At 71.7% G+C, this 22,951-nt stretch carries 22 protein-coding genes; 13 read left to right on the top strand and 9 right to left on the bottom strand.

Features of this window, described 5'->3' with window-relative positions; genetic code table 11:
• Positions 1–24 precede the first annotated feature (24 nt).
• A complete protein-coding gene (locus AC07FA_RS31090) occupies positions 25–1,482 on the top strand; it encodes a carboxylesterase/lipase family protein (protein ID WP_479079655.1) in 1,458 nt (485 codons plus the stop codon).
• Here the strand turns inward: AC07FA_RS31090 and AC07FA_RS31085 are convergent.
• From AC07FA_RS31085 to AC07FA_RS31070, 4 genes are all read right to left on the bottom strand, one after another.
• Positions 1,479–2,591: a PucR family transcriptional regulator gene (locus AC07FA_RS31085; RefSeq protein ID WP_479079654.1), complete on the bottom strand. Its 1,113-nt coding sequence runs from the start codon at positions 2,589–2,591 to the stop codon at positions 1,479–1,481. The genes AC07FA_RS31090 and AC07FA_RS31085 overlap by 4 nt on opposite strands.
• Before the next feature lie 111 nt (positions 2,592–2,702).
• Positions 2,703–3,044: a hypothetical protein gene (locus AC07FA_RS31080; RefSeq protein WP_479079653.1), complete on the bottom strand. Its 342-nt coding sequence runs from the start codon at positions 3,042–3,044 to the stop codon at positions 2,703–2,705.
• 107 nt (positions 3,045–3,151) lie between these two features.
• The gene (locus AC07FA_RS31075) at positions 3,152–3,688 is read right to left on the bottom strand and encodes a MarR family winged helix-turn-helix transcriptional regulator (protein WP_479079652.1); all 537 of its coding nucleotides are present in this window, start codon (positions 3,686–3,688) and stop codon (positions 3,152–3,154) included.
• A 71-nt stretch (positions 3,689–3,759) separates the two neighbouring features.
• Positions 3,760–5,130, bottom strand: coding sequence for an MFS transporter (locus tag AC07FA_RS31070; RefSeq protein ID WP_479079651.1), 1,371 nt, complete (start codon positions 5,128–5,130; stop codon positions 3,760–3,762).
• A gap of 292 nt (positions 5,131–5,422) precedes the next feature.
• Here AC07FA_RS31070 and AC07FA_RS31065 point away from each other — a divergent pair, with 292 nt between their 5' ends.
• From AC07FA_RS31065 to AC07FA_RS31015, 11 genes are read left to right on the top strand one after another with little or no spacing between them, the layout of a single operon-like run.
• Positions 5,423–6,907, top strand: coding sequence for an aldehyde dehydrogenase family protein (locus AC07FA_RS31065; protein WP_479079650.1), 1,485 nt, complete (start codon positions 5,423–5,425; stop codon positions 6,905–6,907).
• 41 nt (positions 6,908–6,948) lie between these two features.
• A complete protein-coding gene (locus tag AC07FA_RS31060) occupies positions 6,949–7,893 on the top strand; it encodes a VOC family protein (RefSeq protein WP_479079649.1) in 945 nt (314 codons plus the stop codon).
• Positions 7,890–8,687 (top strand): aspartate dehydrogenase domain-containing protein, encoded by a 798-nt coding sequence (locus tag AC07FA_RS31055; RefSeq protein WP_479079648.1) that lies wholly within the window; start codon positions 7,890–7,892, stop codon positions 8,685–8,687. The genes AC07FA_RS31060 and AC07FA_RS31055 overlap by 4 nt, the downstream gene beginning before the upstream one ends.
• On the top strand, positions 8,684–9,478 hold the full coding sequence (locus tag AC07FA_RS31050) for an alpha/beta fold hydrolase (protein WP_479079647.1): 795 nt from the start codon (positions 8,684–8,686) through the stop codon (positions 9,476–9,478). Before AC07FA_RS31055 ends, AC07FA_RS31050 begins: the two co-directional genes overlap by 4 nt.
• Positions 9,479–9,488: 10 nt before the next feature.
• A complete protein-coding gene (locus tag AC07FA_RS31045; RefSeq protein ID WP_479079646.1) occupies positions 9,489–10,010 on the top strand; it encodes a cupin domain-containing protein in 522 nt (173 codons plus the stop codon).
• Entirely contained in the window at positions 10,003–10,758 is a 756-nt protein-coding gene (locus AC07FA_RS31040) for an SDR family oxidoreductase (protein WP_479079645.1), read from the top strand. The genes AC07FA_RS31045 and AC07FA_RS31040 overlap by 8 nt, the downstream gene beginning before the upstream one ends.
• A gap of 19 nt (positions 10,759–10,777) precedes the next feature.
• Positions 10,778–11,566, top strand: coding sequence for an SDR family oxidoreductase (locus tag AC07FA_RS31035; RefSeq protein WP_479079644.1), 789 nt, complete (start codon positions 10,778–10,780; stop codon positions 11,564–11,566).
• A gap of 9 nt (positions 11,567–11,575) precedes the next feature.
• Positions 11,576–13,201, top strand: a complete 1,626-nt coding sequence (locus tag AC07FA_RS31030; RefSeq protein WP_479079643.1) for a thiamine pyrophosphate-binding protein — start codon at positions 11,576–11,578, stop codon at positions 13,199–13,201.
• 40 nt (positions 13,202–13,241) lie between these two features.
• Positions 13,242–14,180, top strand: coding sequence for a PDR/VanB family oxidoreductase (locus AC07FA_RS31025; protein ID WP_479079642.1), 939 nt, complete (start codon positions 13,242–13,244; stop codon positions 14,178–14,180).
• Between the two features lie 25 nt (positions 14,181–14,205).
• On the top strand, positions 14,206–14,436 hold the full coding sequence (locus AC07FA_RS31020) for a recombinase-like helix-turn-helix domain-containing protein (RefSeq protein WP_479079677.1): 231 nt from the start codon (positions 14,206–14,208) through the stop codon (positions 14,434–14,436).
• A 2-nt stretch (positions 14,437–14,438) separates the two neighbouring features.
• Positions 14,439–15,455: a Rieske 2Fe-2S domain-containing protein gene (locus AC07FA_RS31015; RefSeq protein ID WP_479079641.1), complete on the top strand. Its 1,017-nt coding sequence runs from the start codon at positions 14,439–14,441 to the stop codon at positions 15,453–15,455.
• A gap of 49 nt (positions 15,456–15,504) precedes the next feature.
• Here the strand turns inward: AC07FA_RS31015 and AC07FA_RS31010 are convergent, their stop codons facing one another.
• On the bottom strand, positions 15,505–16,734 hold the full coding sequence (locus AC07FA_RS31010; RefSeq protein WP_479079676.1) for an ROK family transcriptional regulator: 1,230 nt from the start codon (positions 16,732–16,734) through the stop codon (positions 15,505–15,507).
• Between the two features lie 708 nt (positions 16,735–17,442).
• On the opposite strand from AC07FA_RS31010, the gene AC07FA_RS31005 reads away from it, so the two are divergent.
• A complete protein-coding gene (locus tag AC07FA_RS31005; RefSeq protein WP_479079640.1) occupies positions 17,443–18,834 on the top strand; it encodes an MGH1-like glycoside hydrolase domain-containing protein in 1,392 nt (463 codons plus the stop codon).
• Positions 18,835–18,882: 48 nt separating this feature from the next.
• On the opposite strand, the gene AC07FA_RS31000 is transcribed toward AC07FA_RS31005, so the two are convergent.
• From AC07FA_RS31000 to AC07FA_RS30985, 4 genes are all read right to left on the bottom strand, one after another.
• Entirely contained in the window at positions 18,883–19,446 is a 564-nt protein-coding gene (locus AC07FA_RS31000) for a hemerythrin domain-containing protein (RefSeq protein WP_479079639.1), read from the bottom strand.
• A 206-nt stretch (positions 19,447–19,652) separates the two neighbouring features.
• Positions 19,653–20,699, bottom strand: coding sequence for a M36 family metallopeptidase (locus AC07FA_RS30995; protein ID WP_479079638.1), 1,047 nt, complete (start codon positions 20,697–20,699; stop codon positions 19,653–19,655).
• 180 nt (positions 20,700–20,879) lie between these two features.
• A complete protein-coding gene (gene lpdA, locus AC07FA_RS30990) occupies positions 20,880–22,283 on the bottom strand; it encodes a dihydrolipoyl dehydrogenase (RefSeq protein ID WP_479079637.1) in 1,404 nt (467 codons plus the stop codon).
• A gap of 41 nt (positions 22,284–22,324) precedes the next feature.
• Positions 22,325–22,939, bottom strand: coding sequence for a sigma-70 family RNA polymerase sigma factor (locus AC07FA_RS30985; RefSeq protein WP_479079636.1), 615 nt, complete (start codon positions 22,937–22,939; stop codon positions 22,325–22,327).
• Positions 22,940–22,951: the final 12 nt, after the last annotated feature.

The following is a 22,951-nucleotide window of genomic DNA, read 5'->3' as shown; positions in this document are numbered from 1 at the left end:
ACCGATCGTCGTGAAAGGACCGAGATGGACATCGTGGTGACCACCCGGCAGGGGAGGCTCCGGGGCCGGGTCGAGGAGGGGATCGCGGCCTTCCTCGGAATCCCCTACGCCGCCCCGCCGTTCGGCGCCCACCGTTTCCGCGCGCCCGCTCCCGTCGAACCCTGGGAGGGCGTGCGCGACGCGGTGGAGCACGGACCGACCGCCCCCCAACGGCCCTACCGGCCGCCCCTCGACCGGTTGATTCCCGAGCGGTCCATCCCCGGGGACGGGTGCCTCAACCTCAACGTATGGACCGCGGCAGCCGTAGGGGAGCCGCTGCCGGTGATGGTCTGGATCCACGGCGGCTCGCTCCGCAACGGCTCGGCGAGCCTGCCGCTCTACGACGGCAGCGCCTTCGCGCGCGACGGCGTGGTCCTCGTCTCCGTCAACTACCGGCTCGGAGTCGAAGGGTTCGGCGTCTTCCCCGACGCACCCGACAACCGCGGCCTGCTGGACCAGATCGCGGCCCTGGCCTGGGTGCGGGAGAACATCGCCGCCTTCGGCGGAGACCCGGCGAACGTCACCGTGTGCGGCGAGTCGGCCGGAGCGATCAGCATCGCGGCCCTGACGACCAGCCCCCGGGCGGCCGGCCTGTTCCACCGGGCGGTCCTGCAGAGCGGCCCGCCGCAGACGGTGTCGCGTGGCAAGGGCGCGAAGACCGTGCGCTCGATGGCGAGGGCACTGCGGGTGCCGGCCACGGCGGAGGCCTTCGCCGCGGTGGACCGCGAACGGCTGCTGGACGCGCAGACCGCGGTGATCGGCAAGGCCGACCCGATCAGCGGGGGGCCCGGCTTCCACATCGTGGTCGACGACGACGTGGTCCTCGCCGCCCCCCCGCTCCCCGAGGCCGACCTGTTGCTCGGGTACAACCGGGAGGAGTACCGGCTGTGGTTCGTACCGACCGGGGCGGTGGACCGCATCAGCGCCCTCACGCTGCGCCTGGCCCTGCTGAGGTTCCGCATCCCGGGACGGGTCGCCCGGCTGTACAGGTCCACCCGGCCCGGCGCCCGGCCCGGGGTGATCCTCGGCGAGATGGCCACCGACCTGCTGCTGCGCGCACCCCTCAACCGGCTCGCCGACTCCCGGCCGTCCCGGACGTACGTCTACGAGTTCGCCTGGCGCTCGCCGGTCCTCGACCTCGGCGCCTGCCATGCGCTGGAGATCGGCTTCGTCTTCGACAACCTGCGCCACGCCGAGTCGCTGACCGGTCCCGGCGCTCCCCAGCCGCTGGCCGACACCATGCACCGGGCCTGGGTGGCGTTCGCCGCCTCGGGAAATCCCGGATGGTCCGCCTGGGGCTCACATCTGCCGGTCATGGTCTTCGATCACCCCGGCACGGGCGTGACGCTCGCGCCTCGGGAGAAGGAGCTGCGCATGTGGCTCCAGAGACCCTGGGCCGTGTCCGCTAGGTCTGACCCGGCCCCCGCCCGGAGCAGTCCCTAGGCCAGATCCCTGGCGACGAGCGCCGCCTGGAGCAGCCGCGCCTCGGCGGGGACCGCGAGGTCCAGGCCGGTCAGGGCGCTCACCCGGTGCAGCCGGTAGTCCAGGGTGTTGCGGTGGACGCACAACTCCAGCGCGCTCCGGCGGCGGTTGTGTCCGAGGCCGACGAACACCCGCAGTGTCTCCAGCAGGTACGGGTACTGCTCCAGCGGGTCGAGCTTCCCCGCGAGCCGGGTCAGTGCCGCACCGGGGCGGGCGAGCTGATACTCCAGCAGGACGTCGTCAAGGCGGTACAACCCGGGCGGACGGCCCAGCCGCCGGACGAGTTCCAGTACGCGTCCGGCCTCCGCCGCCGCCGCCGGAACGGCCGCGGGCTCGCCGGCCGGGGAGGCGGCGGCGAACACGCGCTCCGCCGTCTCGCGTGCGAGCCCGGCCAGCAGACCGGGCAGATCGGAGCCGGCCGGCAGCAGCGCGATCCCGGCGACATGGTCCATGAGCACCGGAACGCCCGCATGGGCGTCGAGCGACGACTGCACCAGCCTGGCCGGCGGGCTCGACTCGAAGGCCAGGACCACGACCTCGTGCGCGCCGGCCACCATGACCCCCGCCGCCTCCGCCAGTTCCTCGTACGGCCGGCCCTCCAGGAGAGCGGTCAGCAGGGCGCGCCGTACCCGCTTGTCCTCGCTGTGGAGGTCCTCCTGCACGTTCAGATGGGCGCGCACCACCGCGGGCATGGCCGCGTGCAGGCAGGCGAGCAGCTTCGCCCCCGCCCCGGCCAGTTCCCCGGGCTCCGCCGTTTCGGTCAGTACCTGCCACCAGGCCTCGGCGCCGATCAGATAGGCGGCGGTCACCGCCTCCAGGGGCACACGTTCCTCCGCCCGCCGGGCGGACCACTCGATAAGCCGGGTCAGATCGCCCGGACCCATCGCGCCGCCGTCCCGCAGGGCCCGAAGCAGCAGTCCGTGCACCGCCGTGACCGAGCGCGTCACCTCGCCTTCGAGCGTCCGGCGTGGCAGCTCCCCGTAGAACGGCACCTCCGCAGCGCAACGGGCGACCACGGCCGCGGTGAGGTCACTGCCCCGAGAGGCCATCCGGGAGTGTAGGTCGGGCATCGGCGCATCGTCACACCGCCCGGCCCCGCCGTCAATCGGTGCTCGGCGGTGGAGCGGCCGGGGGACTCGTCCGGGAACGGACGTGCCCCCTCGACCCTCCTTGTGCGTACGTCAGTTCAGGGCCGCGGGGGGCTGTGCGCCGTAGAACGTGATCGGCGGCCAGCCCTTCGACTCGGCGATCGCGGACAGCGCGTTGGCGATCTCCAGGGGGGTGATGTCCTGCGCCGACGGGTAGCCGTTGGGCCAGTCCACCCGCACGCTGAACGTCATTTCCATCATGAGGTCGGACTCGGCCATGCTCGAGCTGGCCTCGAACCTGGTCCCCGGCGCGAACTCCGCCGCGGCCGACTGCGCTGTGCCATCGGCCGCGGCCGTCCCGGCCGAGGCGAACACCGCGCCCGCCGCGGCCGTCCCCGAATACCCCAGCAGTGACCGTCTGGACATGTTCGACATGGTCCCCTCCTCCTGTCGTTCTCCCGCTTCCCGCGGGAGCCGAGAACGATCATAGGAACGCCTCTTCTGCGGAGGGGAGGCTTCCGGAGATTACGAGCAACACGGTTCTACGTGGCGGGAGCCGGCTCCTCGTCGGAGTCGACGATCGACGACTCCAGCTTGCGCAGCAGGCGTGCGAGCTGGCGGCGTTCGGACGGCGACAGTCCGCCGAGCATCCGGCGTTCGTTGTCGAGATGTTCCGTGAACACGGTGTCCACCGTCGTGAGGCCCTTGTCGGTCAGACGCGAGTAGACGACCCTGCGGTCGTCGGCGTCCCGCTCACGCACGATGAGGCCGTCCTTCTCCAGACGGTCGATCCGCAGCGTCACACCGGCCGAGGACACCAGCCCGGAGTCGGCGAGCTGCCCGGCGGTCAGCCGGTACGGCTCTCCCGACCGGCGCAGCGCGGTCAGTACGTCGAAGCCCGCCACGGACAGACCATGACGATCGATCGATGTGGTGAGTCTGGTGCTGTAGCGCAGGAAGGAGCGGTGCAGCCGGGCGAGGACCTCCAGCGGGCTGGTGTCCAGCTCCGGCCGTTCACGCGCCCAATCCTCGATCACGTTCGCGACGGCGTCCCGGTCCGCCGGTCTCGATGCAGCCATGCCCATCCCCCTCGTACGGCATCCGTCAGATTCTCACGGTGCTGAGAATCTTACCGCTGAGGAGATCGGGGTCAGGAGTTGAGTTCCTCCAGCGTCCTGCCCTTGGTCTCCACGGCGAACCAGGCGATCACGGCACCCACCGCGGCCACCGCGGCGAGCTGCGCGAACACCAGCGACAGGCTGCCGCCCGCCCCGATGACCGCGCCGACGGCCACCGGGCCGAGGATCACGCCGATCCGGTTCCACAGACCGCCGAACGCCGCGCCCTTGGCGCGGTTGTGCGTCGGGTAGAGCTCGGGAGAGTACAGGTAGAGCCCCGCGTTGATCGCGTACAGGAAGAAGGTCGTACAGGACGCGAAGACCGCGACCTGTACGCCGGAGGTGGCCCCGGCCAGCGCCAGCACGCCCAGGGAGAGCATGGTGCCGACGAGTGCGCCGGTCAGTGCGGGCCTGCGGCCGATGCGGTCGACCAGCATGGCCATGACGAAGGTGCCGAGCAGGCCGGTGACATTGCTGAGCAGCGTGTAGACGAGCGCCGTGGTCAGGTCCAGCCCGAACTGCTTGGTGTAGAGCGACGGCAGCCAGGTGGAGATGCCGTGGTTGACGTAGTACGCGACGAACCACAGGCCCGACAGCACCGCGGTGCGCCGCAGATAGCGGCCACGGAACAGGTCGGCGAGGCGGCCCTGGGGCGTCGCCTCGGAGATGTGCGGCGCGGGGGCGGGCGCGGGCAGCTCCTCGGAGGTGGCGCGGGCGACCTCCGCCTCGATGCGGCTGATCGCCGCTTCCGCCTCCGCCGTACGTCCTCGGGCCAGCAGCCAGCGAGGGGACTCCGCGACGTGGCGGGGGAGCAGCGCGGCGATCAGTACGGGCAGCGTGCCGACGACGAACATGGCGCGCCAGCCGAAGGCGGGGACCACCCACACGGCGAGCAGGGTGGCGGCGGCGAGTCCGGCCGGGAAGATCATCTCGTAGAGCAGGACGAACCGGCCCCGTTTGTCGGAGCGGGCGATCTCGTTGATGTACGTGGCCGCCACGGGCACGACACCGCCGATGCCCAGTCCCTGTACGAACCGGAACATCGAGAAGGTCTCGATGCTGCCGGAGAAGGCCACGGCGAGGCTGGCGAGCCCGGTGACCGCGACACCCAGGGCGACGGTGCGCACCCGGCCGATCCGGTCGCCGAGCCAGCCGGCGGCCAGGGCTCCGAGCAGCATGCCGATGGAGGCCGAGGTGACCGCGAAGGTGGCCTGCCCGGTGGTGAGGTCCCACTCCTTCATGAGGACGGGCAGAGCGGAGGCGGCCAGGAGCTGGTCGAACGCCTCGAAGAAGGTGACGGCGCCGATCAGGAACCGGACCTTGATGTGCCAGCGGGAGTGCGGCAGTCGTTCGAGTCGCGCGGCTATGGAGCCGAGTGCTGGCTTGCCGGCCACAGTCGTCATGGAGGGGTCCTTCCGCGGGCAGTGGAGTTGCGGAGACAGTAGGGTCGGTTATCTAAGCGGTCAATGGTTAAGCGGTTAGAAACCCAGATTCAGGCGACTCCACGCCTCATCGTCGACGCCATGGGCGCTCAGCTCAAGAGCTCGCGGGCAACGATTTCGGCCTGGGGGCTTGTGCCGAGATAGTTAAGCCCTTAGATTTCGAGCACTTCGGTAGTTCGGATGCCAACAGCGCCCCTGGGCGCCCGCATCCGGAACCCGCTCCCTTCCCGTCGCCTCGCCCGGAGGTCCACCCGTGCCGCAGTTCCCCACCGACATCCTGATCGCGGGCCAGTGGCGACGTGGTGCGGGCGATCCCGTCGACACCGTCGACCCGGCGACCGGGCGCCTGCTCGCCACCGTCCACTCGGCCTCGGCCGAGGAGGTCGCCGAAGCGGCGGAGGCCGCCGCGAAGGCGGTGGCGGACCCCGCCTGGCGTGACCTGCTCGCCCACGAACGGTCCCGGCTGCTGTACCGCATAGCCGAGTTGACCGAGGAGGCGGCCGACGAGCTCTCCGCGCTGCAGACCGCAGACACCGGCAAGACGCTCACCGAGACCAGAGCCCTCGCGCTCAGCGCGGCGGGCACCTTCCGCTACATGGGTGCCGCCCTGGAGACGGCGGAGGACGCGCTCACACCCTCCCGCGGTCCGTACGTCACGATGAGCGTCCACGAGCCGATCGGGGTCGTCGGCGCGATCAACCCCTGGAACTCGCCCGTGGCCAGCGACGCCCAGAAGATCGCCCCCGCCCTCGCCGCGGGGAACGCGGTCCTCCTCAAGCCCGCGGCCTGGACCCCTCTCGTCTCGCTGGCCCTCGGCCGGCTGATCAGCCGGGCACTCGACGAGTTCCGCCTGCCCACCGCCCTGCTGTCGGTGCTGCCGGGGAGCGGCCGGGTGGTCGGCGACGCCATCGTGCGCCACCCGCTCGTCGGCCGTATCGGATTCACCGGCGGTACGGAGACGGGGCGCTCCATCGCGGAGGCCGCCGCACACAAGCTGGTCCCCGCCTCGCTGGAGCTCGGCGGCAAGTCACCCACGATCGTGCGGGCCGACGCGGACGTCGAACAGGCCCTGGCGGGCGTCCTGTTCGGGATCTTCTCATCCAGCGGCCAGTCCTGCATCGCAGGTTCCCGGCTCTTCGTGGCACGCGAGATCTACGACTCCTTCGTCGGCGAACTCGTCGCACGCGTGGCCAGGCTCCGCGTCGGGCCCGGCACGGACCCGGCCACCCAGGTCGGCCCCCTGGTGCACCACCGCCACCGCGACTCCGTCGCCGCCTACGTGGACCTCGCCCGCTCCGAGGGAGCCAGGGTGCTGTGCGGAGGGTCGGCGCCTGAGGGGGAGCGGTACGCGGACGGCGCGTACTACCTGCCCACCGTCCTGGACGGCCTGGCGAACACCTCCAGGACCTGCCAGGAGGAGATCTTCGGCCCGGTCCTGGTCGCCCTGCCCTACGACGACGAGGACGACCTGGTCCGACAGGCCAACGACTCCGTCTACGGACTGGCCTGCGGAATCTGGACCCGGGACCTGCGGGCCGCGTGGCAGCTCGCCCGCCGGATCGACGCGGGGACCGTCTGGATCAACACGTACAAGCAGTTCAGTGCCGCCACCCCGTTCAGCGGATGGAAGGACAGCGGCCTCGGCACGGAGAAGGGCCGCGACGCGATCCGCGCCTACCAGCGCCAGAAGTCCCTGTACTGGGGCACCTCCGGCCATCCGCTTCCCTGGGCCAACTGACCCGCAGCCCCCCCCGCACGCCCGTCCGTCTGGAGAGACCGATGCACCAACCACCCCCCGGTCCGATCGCCCGGCTCCGCTCACTGCGCTACGTCGAGCTGCACACCCCGGCCTTCACCGAGACCGCCGACTTCTACGCAGAGGTCTGGGGCCTGGAGACCGTCGAGTCCGGCACCGGTGAGCGCTGGCTGCGCGGCACGGGTGACGAGCACCACGTCCTCCACCTCGCCGAGCGGGACCGGGTCGGCCTCGGCCGGATCGCCTTCGCCGTCGCGACCCCCGCCGAGGTCGACGAAGCGGCGCGGCGTCTCGAAGCGCGCTCCGTCGTCCCCGTCGCCGGCCCCGGTCCGCTGGAACAGGCGGGCGGCGGCTACGGGTTGCGGTTCACCGACCCCGAGGGGCGTCTCATCGAGATCAGCGCCCACGTCGAGGCCGTCGTCCCACGCGGCCGTGACGGCGCGGTCCCGGTCGGGGTGACGCACGCCGTACTCAACACCACCGACATCGACGCGGCCGTCGCCTTCTACCGCGATGTGCTCGGTCTCCGCGTCTCCGACTGGTCCGAACACCAGATGGCGTTCCTGCGCTGCAACGCCGACCACCACTGCATCGCCTTCAACCAGGCCGAGTGGACCTCGCTGAACCACGTGGCGTACGAGATGACCTCGGTCGACCACTTCATGCGGGGCCTGGGACGGCTGCGCCACCACGGCATCACCCCCCAGTGGGGCCCCGGTCGGCACGGCCCGGGCAACAACACCTTCTCCTACTTCACCGACCCGTCCGGGCTGGTCTGCGAGTACACCTCGGAGGTCGCCCAGATCGTCGAGGACGCCTGGATCGCCCGCGTGTGGCGTCGGGTGCCGGACCTCTCGGACCTGTGGGGGACGGCAGGGCCGCCGTCGATGGAGATCCGCCGCCACATGGCGGGCGCGCCGGACCCCGGCCCGCTCGCTCCCCTCGACATCCAGGAGACCGGCGCATGAGCACCGTACGCAAAGTCGGCATCGTCGGCTGGGGCGCCATCGGCCGGGTGGTCGGCACCGCGCTCGCCGAAGGGCGGGTGAAGGGCGCGGAACTGCTGTGCGTCGTCGACAACCGTCCGCTCGGTGAGGCCGCGCCCGCCCGGCAGGTCTCGTTCGAAGAGGCCCTGGACGCCTGCGACCTGATCGTGGAGGCGGCCGGCCAGGGCGTCGTACGGGAATGGGGCACGCGGGTGCTGGAGTCCGGCACCGATCTGCTGATCGCCTCCACCGGAGCGCTGACCGACGACGAACTCGCCAAGAGGCTGCTCGCGGCCGGTCCGGGCCGGGTGTACTTCACGGGAGGCGCGGTCGGCGGCCTCGACCTGCTTCAGGCGGTCCGTTCACTCGGCCCGCTGACCGAGGTCCGGCTGACCACGACCAAACTGCCCTCCACCCTCGAACAGCCTTGGATGGGGGCGGAGTTGCTGCACCGGATGCGGACGGCGACCGGACCGGTCGAGGTCATGTCCGGCACCGCGCGCGAGGTCCCGGTGAAATTCCCCAAGTCCACGAACGTGGCCGCGTCGGTCGCGCTGGCCGTCGGCGACCTGGACGCTGTGCGGGTCCAGGTCGTCGCCGACCCGGCGGCGCACCACACCCGCCATGTGATCGAGGCGTCCGGTGCGTACGGTTCGTACCGCTTCGAGGTCGCCCACCTGCCCGACCCGGGCAACCCCGCCACCAGCCAGGTCGTGCCGTACGCCGTCCTGCGCAGCCTCGCCGCGCTCGCCGGCCGGACCGGGCAGATCCTGTGAGCTCCACCGACACCGCCGCGATCCACGTCGAGGAGGCCGGTGACCAGGGCCCCCTGCTGCTGTGCCTCCACGGCATCGGCTCCTCATCGGCCGCCTTCGCCCCACAGCTCGCCGAACTGTCCTCGTACGTGAGGGCCCTGGCCTGGGACGCCCCGGGATACGCCAGGTCCGCCGATCCGGCCGCCCCGTACGGCCTCGACGACTACGCGGACGCGGCAGCCGCCCTCATCCGCGAACGCGCCACCACCGCGCACGTCCTCGGCGTCTCCTGGGGCGGGGTGATCGCGCTCCGGCTCGCCACCCGGCACCCGGAGCTCGTCGCCTCGCTGATCGTCGCCGACTCCAGCCCCGGTTCGGGCACGGACGAGGAGAAGGCGCGGGGCATGCGGGCGCGCGCCACCGATCTGGCCGAGCTCGGCCCACGCGCCTTCGCCGAGGCCCGCGGCCCCCGCCTGGTGTCACCGGACGCACCGGACGAACTGGTGCGCGCCGTCGTGGACAACATGGCCGCGTCGGTACGGCTGCCGGGCTACGCGTACGCCGCCGAATCCATGGCCTCCACCGATCTGCGCCCCGAACTGCCCTCGATCGCCGCGCCCACCCTCGTGCTCTGCGGCGAACACGACCGGGTCACCGGCACCGAAGCCGGCCAGGTCATCGCCGGGGCCATCCACAAGACCGCCTACGTGATCGTCAAGGACGCCGGTCACCTGGCCAATCAGGAGCAGCCCGGGCACTTCAACGCCTGGGTCCTCTCCCACCTCCGCATCACCGCCGCCATCCCCGAGTAGGAGCTCTGCCATGCCTCTGACCACCACCGCGTACGACAACGGCGACGACCTGTCCGCGTACACCGACTCCCTCATCGCGACGAAGGCCTCCAGGGTGGCCGACTTCGACACCCTCTCCTTCCAGGAGAAGGCCGGCGCGCAGTTCCGCCGCGGCCAGATCCGTTACGTCGGATCGGGCGCCACCGGCAACCACGAGAACGACAGCCGCATCCTGCCGTCCGGCGGGTTCACCTTCTCCAACATGCTGCTGCCGCCCGGCGCCGAGGGCCCGGCCCACACCCACCACGACGTCGAAGAGGCCTTCTTCGTCCTGGAGGGCGAGGTCAAGGTCGGTATCCACCGCGGCCCCGACGAGGCCGAGTACCGCACCCTCGGCTACCGCGACATGATCGTCGTCCCGGCCGGAGTGACCCGCTCCCTCAAGAACGAGGGCGACACCGACGCCCTGTTCTGCGTGGTCATCGGCACGCAGAAGCCGCAGGTGCCGACCTACCCCGCGTACTCGCCGATGCACGGCGTCACCCGTGGCTGACCAGCCCCCGGCCGACGTACGCACCGTCGTCGTCACCGGTGCGGGCCGTGGCCTCGGACTGGCCATGGCCCGCCGGGCAGGCACCGACGGCTTCCGCGTCGTCGTCGCCGAACTGGAGCGGGAGCGGGGCGAGCGCGCCGTCGCGGACCTGTGCGCGGAGGGCATCGACGCCCACTTCGTACGCTGCGACGTCGCCGACCCCGCATCGGTGGACGCCCTGGCGGCCACCGTGCGCGAACTGGGCGCGCTGTACGGCTTGGTCAACAACGCGGCCCTCGCCAACGGCGTCGGCGGCAAGGAGTTCCAGGACCTCGACGTCGAGACGTGGGACCGGCTGATGACGGTCAACGCCCGCAGCCCCTGGCTGGTCTCGAAGGCCCTGTACCCGCTCTTCGCGGCACCCGGCCGGATCGTCAACATCGCCTCGGACGCCGCCCTGTACGGCTCTCCGCGCCTCGCTCATTACATCGCCTCCAAGGGCGCGGTCATCGCCCTCACCCGGGCCATGGCACGCGAGCTCGGCGACAGGGGAATCACCGTGAACGCGGTCGCCCCCGGGCTCACCGAGTGCGAGGCGACCGAGACGGTGCCCGCCGAACGCCGCGACCTCTACCGCTTGAACCGGGCCATCTCCCGCCCCCAGCAGCCGGACGACCTCACCGGGATCGTCTCCTTCCTGCTGGCCGAGGAATCCCGCTATCTGACCGGACAGGTGATCGCCGTCAACGGCGGCTTCACCATGAACTGAAACCCAGGAGACACACGTTATGGATCTGGGCCTCGCCGACCGCACCATCCTGGTCACCGGCGGCAGCTCGGGCGTCGGCCTGGCCACGGTCCGCGCCCTCCTGCGCGAAGGCGCCGGTGTCGCGACCTGCGGCCGTGACGCCGACCGGCTGGCCAAGGCCGCGGCCGGCCTCGGCGCCGACCGCGACCGCCTGCTCACCGGCGTCTGCGACGTACGGGACGCCGACGCCGTACGAGACTTCGTGCGCCGGACCGCCGAAAGGTTCGGCTCCATCGACGGACTCGTCAACAACGCCGGACAGTCCCGTATGAAGGGGCTCGACGACTCCACCGCCGAGGACTGGCGCGACGAGCTGGAGCTGAAGTTCGCCGGGGTGCTGAACCCCCTCCAGGCGGCGCGCCCCCATCTCGCCGCCTCCGGCACGGCGAGCGTCGTCAACATCAACGCGGTCCTCGCCAAACAGCCCGAGACCCGGCTGATCACCACGAGCGCCGCCCGCGCCGGCATCCTCAACCTCTCCAAGTCCCTGTCGGTCGAACTGGCCGCCGACGGCATCCGGGTCAACTCCGTCTGCCTCGGGCTCATCGACACCGGCCAGTGGACCAGGCGCCACGCGGCAGCGGACTCCGGCATGGCCTACGAGGACTGGCAGGCCGAACTCGCCGCCGACCGGGGCATCGCGCTGGGCCGCCTCGGCCGCGCCGAAGAGGTCGCGTACGCCGTCGTCTCCCTGCTCTCCCCCCGCGCCTCGTACATCACCGGCACCAGCATCGACGTCTGCGGCGGCGTCGGCCGCTCCATCCTCTGAGGAGACCCCATGCGTCACGACAACGGAGGCGATCTCCTCGTCGCCGTCCTGCGCGAACTCGGCATCGACACCGTCTTCGGCATCGTCAGCGTCCACAACCTCCCGCTCGTCGAGGCCGTCGACCGCGACCTGCGGTTCGTCCCCGTACGGCACGAGGCGTCCGCGGTCAACGCCGCCGACGCCTACGGCCGGGCCCGCGGCTCGATCGGCTGCGCCCTGACGTCCACCGGGACCGGCGCGGGCAACGCGGCCGGCTCGCTGATCGAGGCGCTCAGCGCGGGCAGCTCCGTACTGCACATCACCGGGCAGATCGAGAGCGAATTCCTGGGCAGCGCAAGGGGATTCATCCACGAGACCAAGGACCAGCTCGGCATGCTCCGGGCCGTGTCCACCTACGCGGCGAGCGTCCCGGACACCGCCCGGGCCGGGACCATCCTGCGCGAGGCGGCCCGGTCGGCACTCGCCCCACCGGGCGGCCCGGCCAGCGTGGAGTGGCCCATCGACCTCCAGTACGCTCCCCAGACCGACGAGCCCGAAAGCGCACCCGCCGTCGCCGCTCCCAAACCCTCGTACGGTGAACTCACCGCCGCAGGGGCCCTCCTGGCCTCGGCGCGCCGCCCGCTGATCTGGGCGGGTGGCGGTGCGGCCACCGCCCGCGACGAGCTGACCCGGCTCCTGGAGGCCACCGGCGCGGGGCTCCTCACCTCGAACTCCGGTCGCGGCGCCGTGCCCGAGGACCACCAGCAGGTCATCGGCAACTTCGCCACCACCCCCGCGGCGCGCGCCCTGCTCGCCGACGCCGACGTGCTGCTCACCGTCGGGACCCACTTCCGCTCCAACGAGACCGCCGACTACACGCTGGCGCTCCCCGCGGCGCACATCCAGATCGATGTCGACGCCGCCGCGCTGGGCCGCGTCCACCCGGCCACCCACCCGCTGCACGGCGAAGCGGCCGGCGCCCTGGACGCCCTGCTGCCCCACGCCGGGACCGCCGAGACCGGCTGGACGGACCGTGTCGCCGCCGTCCGCACCGAGGTCCGGGCCGTCCTCCGTACGGGGATCGGGCCCCAGGCCGCGATCTGCGAAGCGATCCGCGCCGCGCTGCCCCGCGACTCCGTCGTCGCACGCGACGTCACCATCGCCTCCAGCAGCTGGGGCAACCGGCTGCTGGAGATGTACGACCCCCGGGACAACATCTTCCCGCGTGGCGGCGGCATCGGGCAGGGACTCGGCATGGGCATCGGCGCCGCGCTCGCCCGCCCCGACACGCCGACCGTGGTGATGGCAGGGGACGGCGGACTCGCCGTCCACCTCGGTGAACTCCTCACCCTCGCCCAGGAACGGCCCCGGCTGACCCTGATCGTCTTCAACGACGGTGGCTACGGGGTCCTGCGCAACATGCAGGACCGCTACAGCGAGCGTCGCTCCGGGGTCGACCTCGTCACCCCGGACTTCGGACTCCTCGCACGTGCCTGCGGGTTGCCCTACGCCCGCATCGCGGCAGAGGAACACGCGGGCCCGGTGATCTCCGAGGCCGTCGCCTCGGACGGGCCGACGCTCGTCGAGGTGGATCTGGGCGCACTCGGCCCGATGAAGACCCCGTTCACCCCGCCCGTGAGGATTCCGGGCCAGTAGCCCGGCCCCGCCCGTACTGCCGGTAAGGAGGCAACACGCCATGAGCGAGCATTCGCTGCGGCTGATCGTCCGTCGTATGACCTGGGAGGCCGAGGGCGTCCTGTCCGTCGAGCTGGTCCATCCCGACGGCAAACCCCTGCCCCCCTGGACGCCCGGCGCGCACCTCGACGTCCATGTGGGCGGCCGGATCCGCCAGTACAGCCTGTGCGGCGACCCGCACATCTGCGACGTCTACCGCATCGGCGTACTCAACGAGCCCGCCTCACGCGGCGGTTCGCGTCACATACACACCCACCTGCGCCCCGGGCAGGAGGTCACCGTCTCCGAACCCCGTAACCACTTCGCGCTGGAGGACGCCGACGGCTACGTGTTCATCGCCGGCGGCATCGGGATCACCCCCCTGCTGGCCATGGCCCGGGAGGCCGCCCGCCGGGGAGACGCGTGGCGGATGGTCTACGGCGGCAGGAGCCGCGCCTCCATGGCGTTCACCTCGGAACTCACCGCGCTCGGCGGCGACGTCACGTTCGTCCCGCAGGACGAACAGGGCCACATCGATCTGGCCGCCGCACTCGCTGGGCTCCCCGCCGGCACGCTGGTGTACTCCTGCGGCCCCGAACCGCTCCTCGCCGCCGTCGAGGAGCGCTGCCCCGGGGAGTGCCTGCGCCTGGAGAGGTTCTCCGCACCCGCCGTGGAACGAACCGGCGACGACGAGGCGTTCGAGGTCGAGTTCCGCGCCTCCGGGGTGACACTCGCCGTCGACGCCGGCACCTCCATCCTCGACGCCGCGGAGGGCGCCGGGCTCACCGTGGCGAGCTCGTGCCGCGACGGGATCTGCGGCTCCTGCGAGACGCGGGTCCTCGACGGCACCCCGGACCACCGCGACTTCCTGCTCAGCGACGCCGAACGCGCCGCCGGCACCACGATGATGATCTGCGTCTCGCGGTGCGCCTCCCGCAGCCGGCTCGTCCTCGACCTGTGACCACTCGACCGCACCCCCAGGAGACATCACCGTGACCGACACCTGGCCCCGCCTGGACGTCCACCAGTCCCGTACCCACGAGCCGACCCCCTACGAGTACAAGCTCGCCGCGACCCTGGAAGACGTGTTCACCCACGAGGGGCACGAACTGGCCGACGTGATACGAGGTCTGAACACACGTCAGGTCCACGGGCCGGACGGCGCCCCATGGACCGAGCGGTCGTTCCGCGCCGAGATGAACCGACTGGGAGCCTGACCATGACGCTGTCGTCCTCCGCCACCGCGGACCACATCTACGCCACCGGACTGCGCAACCAGTGGCACGCGGTCGTCCCCTCGCACTTCGTGGCTCCCGGAGCGATGCGCAAGGTGACCGCGCTCGGTGAGCAATGGCTGCTCTTCCGCCGTTCCGACGGCACCCTGTCCATGCTCGCCGACCGCTGCCCGCACCGCGGCGCGCCGCTGTCGCTCGGCAAACACCTCGGTGACCGCGTCGCCTGCTGGTACCACGGCGTGGAGGTCGAGTCCGACGGGACGGTGTCCTCCGTCCCCGGACTGCCCGGCTGCAGCCTGGAGGGCAAGAAACTCGTCACCTCGCTGCCTGTGCGCGAGGTCGCCGGTGCGGTCCTCGCGTACTTCGGCGACGAGGAGCATCCCGAGCCCGCCGAACTGACGCTCCCGGAGCCGCTGACGGACCCCGAGGTGGAGGCGTTCCTCTGTTACGCCGAGTGGAACACTCCCTGGCGCTATGCCGTGGAGAACCTGCTCGACCCGATGCACGGCGCCTTCCTCCACCACGACTCGCACACGATGTTCGACGGTGACACGACCGCCAAGTTCCGTATCCGGGAGACCGGCCGGGGCTACTTCTTCGAGAAGACCGACCAGCGCGGAGTCAACTTCGACTGGGTGGAACTGTGCCGCACAGGCGTGGACTGGGTGGACCTCTCCATCCCGTACCCGCCGTCCGCCGGCCCCGGCGGACCGTTCGGGATCGTCGGCATGGTGTGCCCGGTGGACGAGCAGCGCTGCGGCGTCTTCTTCTGGCGCTACCGCAGGGTCGAGGACTGGCAGCGGGCCTCCTGGCGCTTCCTGTACCGGACGCTGATCGAGGAGCGGCACTGGGACGTCCTGGAGCAGGACCGCGTGATGCTGGAGGCCATGCCGGCCGACGCCGACCAGCGGGAGAACCTCTACCAGCACGACCTGGGCGTGGTGCGGCTGCGCCGGCTCTACCGTGCGGCGGCCGAGGCCCAGTCCTCGGCCGGCGGCTGAGAGCCGGCCCCTGCCGGCCGGCCGGCGGCTGAGAGGCCGGCCCCACCGGTCAGCCGACTGGCCGGCCGGCGCCGTCTTCTCGGGCCCGTGCGGCGAGCCGGGCGTCCGCCCGGTCGGGGGAGTAGAGGTGGTCGACGACCATGGTGGCCGCGCCGACCAGCGCCGCGCGGTCGCCGAGGGTGGAGATCGTCACCGAGAGATGGGCGGTGGTCCGGGGCAGCGCCCGCTGGTAGAGGAGTTCCCGGACCCCGGTGAGGAAAGGGGTTCCGGCGAGGTCTCCCGCCAGCACCAGGACACCGGGGTTGAGCAGGGTCACCACCGTGGCCAGGACCTCGCCGATGCACCGGCCGGCCTCGCGGGCGAACCGCACGGCGTCGGGCTGGCCCGCGGCCAGATGGCGGCGCACATCGGACCCGGAGGCGGTGGGCACGCCGGCCGCGGTGAGCCGCTGCGCGAGGGAGCGGCCGCTGGCCACGGCCGCCAGACAGCCGTGGGAGCCGCACATGCAGAGGGCGTCGGTACGGTCGGGGAGCCGGATGTGGCCGATGTCACCCGCTCCGCCGTCGATCCCGCGGTAGACCTCACCAGCGACGACGACCCCGGCCCCGATGCCGGTCGACGCCTTGACCAGGACGAACGCCCCGCAGTCTGGGTGGTTCTCGCGCTGCTCGGCGAGCGCCATCAGATTGGCGTCGTTGTCGAGGAGGACCGGGAGCGGCTCGGCCGAGGCGGAGAGCGGAGCGACGTGCTCGGCGAAGGCCTCCCGCATCCGCTCCCGTACCGGGAACCGGTCCCAGCCCGGCATGATCGGCGGCTGCACGATCCGCGCGGACTCCTGGTCGACCGGGCCGGGTACGGAGAGGCCTATCCCGCAGACCCGGCCGGGTCCCACGCCCGCCTCGTCGAGGAGCGCAGCGAACCAGCGCGCGAGCCGGTCAAGCACCGGATCGGGGCCGTCCGCGATCAGCAGCTCACCGGTCCGCTCCGCGAGGATCGTGCCGGCGAGGTCGAGGACGGCGGCGCGTCCGTGGCGGGTCTCCAGATCGGCCACCAGCACGACGGCGTGCGTGGGGTCGAATTCCAGCCGGGCGGACGGGCGTCCTCCGGTGGACGCCCCGGCGGACCCCCGGAGCCAGCCGGCGCCGAAGAGCTGGTCCAGACGGTGCCCCACGGTCGACCGGGACAGCCCTGTCGCCCGCTGCAACTCCCCGCGGGTCGTGGCCTCGCCGCTGCGGATGAGCCGCAGCAGGTGTCCCGCACTCGCCCGGTTTCCTGCCATCCCCGCTGCCCTCGTCCTCTTCGTCCGTGCCCGGAAGCCGCCCGCGGCGCCGTCGCCGTACCGGCTCCGCCGCTCCGACCGGGCGTCAGCCTTGTCCGCGCCGCTGGCCAGCCCCTCGACGAGCAGGTGTTCGGACGCGGAGAACAGGAGTACCACGGGGACGGCGAGTACCACGGAACCGGCCGTCGGAACGGTCTTCGACACCTCCAGCCCGTTGGCCAGGGTGATCCGGTTGCCGGGCTTCCGGTCCGCCCCCGAGGCGCCGGAGCAGCCTGCGAGCAGGCATGCGGCAAGGGTCGCGGCGAGTCCGGAGACGGTTGTCCAGGACCGTCGGGTCTTCATCGCCATCCTGTGTCCTCACGTCCGCCTTACGTGTGACCGTTAGGCATCTCACTCCCGCTTTTGCTTGTTGGTGAGACATAACTGTGGGATAACTTCAACGTAAGTCAGCAAGCGGGTTCCCCTTCCGGTGTGCCGGCCGAGACCGAGCCAACTCCCTCCCGGGGAACAAACCCGTCTGTGACGCGCGCGGAGGACGCCGGAGCCCGGCTGTTCCGCGACGCTCCGACCCGAACCACCCGTACAGCGCCGCGCGCCGGCGCGAAAGGCACCCATGCTGAAGACCGCCTGCCAGGGCACCCGCCAATTCCCGTACGGGCGGCCCGAGTCGACGCAGGGGTGCGCCGGCGGTGTGCGGAGGCCGGCGGCATGACCTCGCTGCTCGATTCCCCGGTGCCCGCCGAAGCGGACGAACCGGCACTCCGGCGCGGCGCCGCGCGGGTGCTGTACGCCAACTGGACGGGTGCCTCCACCGTCCCCTCCCGCGGCCTGTACCCCCATCAGTGGAGCTGGGACTCGGCGTTCATCGCCATCGGCCTGCGCCATCTGTCCGTGCGCCGCGCCCAGCGGGAACTGGAGACGCTGCTCGGTGCCCAGTGGGCCGACGGACGCGTTCCGCACATCGTCTTCAATCCGGCGGTCCCGCTCGACGCCTACTTCCCGAGCCCCGACTTCTGGCGCTCCTCGCGCGAGGGTGCGGCGGCCGGAGCCCCGGCGGGCATCGAGACGTCCGGGATCGTGCAGCCCCCCGTTCACGCGCTCGCCGCCTGGCTCGTCCATCTGGCCGACCCGGAGGCCTCGCGCAGCCGAGGCTTCCTGCCCCGGGTGTACGGAGCGCTGACGGCCTGGCACGACTACCTCACGGGCCCCCGCGACCTGGGCGGCGGCGGCCTCGCCGCCGTCGTGCACCCGTGGGAGCCCGGCATGGACAACAGCCCCTGCTGGGACGCGCCCCTGCGGCGCGTCGAACCGGCCGCACCGGGCTCCTACCGGCGCGCCGACCTGGACCACGGAGCGGCCGCCGAGCGTCCCACGGATCTGGACTACGGGCGGTACGTGCGCCTGGCCGGTGACTACCGCGACAGCGGATACGCGGACGTGGGCACCGGGCACCCATTCGCCGTCGAGGACCCCGGGGTCAACGCCCTGCTGATCGTCTCCGAGCACGCGCTCGCGCGCATCGCCGCCGAGACCGGTGCCGACCCCGCCCCGCACGAGGAGCGGGCCGCGCTGCTCACCGCGGCACTGGTGGAGCGGCTCTGGTCGCCGGACGACGGGATGTTCCTCTGCCGCGACCTGGTGGGCGTTGAGCTGATCGCTGAACGGAGTGTCGCCGGTCTCCTCCCGCTCATCGTGCCCGGACTCCCGCAGGACGTCGCCGACGCAATGATCCGCACGGCGGCCGGCCCGGGCTTCCGGCTCGGTGAGGTCCCGATGGTCCCGTCGTACGACCTCACCGGACCCGCTTTCGACCCGGGCCGCTACTGGCGCGGACCGGCCTGGTTCAACACCAACTGGCTGCTGGAGCGCGGCCTGCGCCGGTACGGGCAGGCGGGCGCGGCGGACCACCTGCGTACCTCGATGCTCACCGCCGCGGGAGCCAGTGACTTCGCGGAGTACGTCGACCCGTTCACCGCGGAGGCCCGTGGCACCCGCGACTTCGGGTGGACCGCCGCCCTCACCCTGGACCTGCTGGCCCGCGACCCCGCCGAGGAGGACGCGGGCCGCACGGCCGACCTCGTGGCCGGAGCGCGCGTGTGAACGGGGCGGTGGCGTTCACCGGACGCGCACGGCGGGCTCCGACGTGGTTCAGGACGAGGAATCCCGGCCGCTGAGCAGATCCCTCAGGCGGTCCACCAGCCCCGCCCCGGGTGCGAGCAGCTTGTTGGCGGGCGGAGCGTCGGGCATGGAGGGGTGCGGCCGGGTCGGCGCCGTCTCCTTGGCCCGGCGGACCAGCTGCCCGAGGCTTTCCAGCTCCTCGGCCGAGCACGAGGCCGCGAGCTTCGGGAACAGGTCGCTCTCCTCCTCGCGTACATGGGAGGCCACCTCGAACTTGAGTTTCGCCACGAGGTCGTTGAACTCCGGCTCCTCGGCGTCCCGTTCCTCGAGGTCCTTGAGCATGCGCTCGATCTTTCCGTGGTCGGCGATCTCCTTGTCCGCGAGCTCGTCGCCGTCCGGGAGGTGCCTGCGTACGGCCGGGTACAGATGCATCTCCTCGGCCACCGAATGGCGTACGAGTTCCGAGGTCAGCTGGTCGGCCAGGTGCCGCCGCTCCGGATGGCCGACCGGCTGCGATTCGATCCGCGCGAACATCTCCTCCACCTCGCGGTGGTCGGCAGTCAGCTCCGCAATGACGTTACCGCCGTGTCCCATGGCCGTTCCTTCCTCGGTTCCGTAGCCCCGTACCGCGGGGTGCGGACACCAGGCCAACAGGTCGGTGAAGGATTCCGGCGCTGCGCGGCCGCGACAGACCCGGCTCTCACCTCTCCGGCCCAGCAGCGCCCGGCGATCGGACCGTGGGAAGCGGGGCCGGTACAGGGGGACCGCCCTCGTGCGGCGGCGGTCCCCGTGACCTCCGGCTACTGGACGCCCGGAATCTCGCGCCCCTTGAAGCCGGCGCGGACCGCGTCCGCCGCGTTCTTGCCGTACATCCGCTGTGCGGTCGCGATCGTCGTCAGCGCCGCGTCCTGGAAGCTGGTGTCGGGCGCGAAGCCGAACTGGGCGTTGACGATGATCCGGTCGGCCACCCGGGCGCCGAGCGCCCGCCGGATGTCGAGCAGCGCACGGGACCAGATCTCGCCGTCCGCGTGCACCTCGCCCACCCGGTCCCCGTACACCTTGTCCGTGTCGATGCGGCGCAGGCAGTGCGGAGCATCGCTGTAACCGACCGAGTCCCAGTCCGCCACGCACGCCGGGTCGGCCTTCAGCGGCCAGCCGTACCGCGAGGCGGCGTTGCTGCCGACCTCGACCGCGAGGTAGTCACCGAACGCCTCGCCGATCGCCCCGGCCTCCACCGACGTCCCGAAGCCGGGCACCTGGGCGTGGTGCACCGCGTGTCCGTACTCGTGGACGATCACCTCGGCGTCCTCGGCGTCGTCCACCCCGCCCTTGCCGAAGCGGATTTCGGCCTTCTTGTCGGTGAAGAAGGAGTTGTCCGCACCCCACTGGTTGATACGCAGCGGCTGGGCGCGGTCGTTGGCGCCGGGCAGGTCGCTGCCGAAGCCGAGGCCCTGGAGGTACTCCTGTGCCTCGTTGGTCCAGAAGTAGGCCATGACCTGCTCGAACTGGTCGTCCTGCCGGGTGTACGTGCCGGCGTCGGCGGTCTTCGCCGACGTACCGGTGTCCGACCTGACAGTGGCCCACCGTCCGGAGAGTCCGCCGCTGCCGTCGAGGTTGCGCAGCGCGGCCGAGGCGTAGGCCGATGCGGGCACGGCGTCGCCCGAGTCCTTGGCGTCGACGAGCGACTGATCGCCCGAGGACTGGACGGGGTTGACCATGAAGACGCTTGCCTGCGGTGCGGCCGGGGCGGGGTTCGCCCCGGCGGCCGAGGCAGCTCCTGCCGTGGTGAGCAGAGCCACGATGGCGGTGGCCGAGGCGATCAGCGCGCGGGGTGTGCGGCGAGCCATGTACATCCTCCCGTTGTGGTGCGGGTTACGCCGGACGCGGGGGGTGGCGCGGGCGTGATCATTGCGCACACGCCCGGCTTTGACCAGCCCCCGGAACATGGCGACGGCTCAGCGGCCCGGCTTGCCACGCCCCTCGCCCCGGCCCTCGGCCCCCTCCGCTGTCTCCGACCCGGCCCCGCCTCAGAAGTTGATCATGTGCCCGGCCAGGCCGTGGACGGCCTCCTTCACGGCCTCGCCCAGGGTCGGGTGGGCGTGCACGTTCCGCGCCACCTCGTGGACGGTGAGGTCCCACTGCTGAGCCAGCGTCAGCTCGGGCAGCAGCTCGGTGACATCGGGCCCGATCAGATGCGCGCCGATGATCTCGCCGTACTTGGCGTCGCTGAGGATCTTCACGAAGCCGGTCGCGTCGCCCAGGCCGTGCGCCTTGCCGTTCGCCGTGAACGGGAACTTGGCGACCTTCACGTCGAAGCCCCGCTCACGCGCCTGCGCCTCCGTCCAGCCGAAGCTGGCGATCTGCGGCTGGCAGTAGGTGGCGCGGGGGATCATCGGGTAGTCGAGCTCCATCGTCTCGGCGTCCGCGATGGTCTCGGCCGCGATGACACCCATGGCCTCCGCGGCGTGCGCGAGCATCAGCTTCGCGGTCACGTCACCGATGGCGTAGATGTGCGGCACGTTGGTGCGGCAGCGGCCGTCCACGTCGATCGCGCCGCGCTCCGTGAGAGCGACGCCGGCCGCCTCCAGGCCGTAACCGGTGACGTTCGGCGCGAACCCGATGGCCTGGAGGACCTTGTCGGCCTCCAGGACCTTCTGGGCGCCGTCCTTGCCGGTGACGGTGACGCGGACCTGGGGTCCCGACTCGTCGATCGACTCGACGCGGGTGGAGGTCAGGACCTCGATCCCGAGCTTGCGGTACTGCTTCGCCAGTTCCTTGGAGACGTCCTCGTCCTCCAGCGGCGCGACCCGGTCGAGGAACTCGACGATCGTGACCTTCACGCCGTAGTTGTGGAGGACGTACGCGAACTCGATGCCGATGGCCCCGGCACCCGCGATGACGATCGACTGCGGCACACCGTCAGCGAGGATCTGCTCCTCGTACGTCACCACGCGTTCGCTGCGGGAGGTGCCGGGCAGCAGGCGCGGGGTGGCGCCGGTGGCGATGACACAGTTGTCGAACGTGATGGTCCGGGTGGTGCCGTCGGCCCCGGCCACCTGGAGGGTGTTCGCGTCGAGGAACGTGCCCCGCCCGTCCAGCTCGGTGATGCCGTTCTTCTTCATCAGGTAGTGGACGCCCTTGACGCGGCCGTCCGCGACCGTGCGGCTGCGGCGGAACGCCTCGCCGTAGTCGAAGGAGATGGTCCCGTCGACCTTGATGCCGAAGGTCTTGGCCTCGTGGTTGACGATGTGGGCGAGTTCGGCGTTGCGCAGCAGTGCCTTGGTGGGGATGCAGCCGACGTTGAGGCACACACCGCCCCAGTACTTCTCTTCGACGACCGCTACCCGCTTGCCCAGTTGAGCCGCGCGGATGGCGGCGACGTAGCCGCCGGGGCCGGCTCCGAGTACGACGACGTCGAAGCGCTCGTGCATGACTTGTCCTTAGGGTCGAGGTGGGTACCGCACTCCTCACCCTAGGGCCTGCCGTTTGCCCCGCCCTGGAGCCGGGTGCGCTGGAGCCGGCATGCGAGAGTGCGGCGCACGGAGGCCGTCGCGGTGGTGGTGACGTTCGCGGGCACGTCCAGACCGCGGCTGATCCTGTCGTACGCGTCCCGGTAGCCGGCCGGCAGCGCCGTCCCGTGCGCTCTCAGGTCCTCCTCGACGAGGCGCCGCAGTTCGTCGATGCTCTGGGGAGTGAAGCGCTTCCGCCCCCTGGCGACGGCGTGGACGTGGCGGCCGCACCGGGCGGACTCGCCGAGGGTCTCGGCGATCTCCTCCGCGAGACCCCACAGGCGGCCTTCGAGCCACGGGGCGTCCTGCTGGTCGAGGGCGAGTTCCACCGGAGGGGACGGCTCGCCCGTCCTGTACTTCGCCACCTGTTTGGACACGGCCGGCTGGCTCATCCCGGTGAGCCGGGCGATGCGGTCCTGGGTCCAGCCGAGGCCGGTGAACACCTGGATCATCGCGGCGCGCAGCTTGCGCATCTCGTCGCCTGCGCGAATGACCTCGTTCATCTCGGCGAGCATCTGCTCGGCCTGCTCGTCGGTCAGCGTCTCGGGATTCCGTCGCTCGCGCTCTTCACCTGCCACGTCCCGGTTATA

It is taken from the genome of Streptomyces sp. NPDC045968 (genome assembly GCF_056430475.1).
The sequence above is the reverse complement of the archived record's forward strand: the minus strand, read 5'-3'. Positions and strand labels throughout refer to the sequence as shown.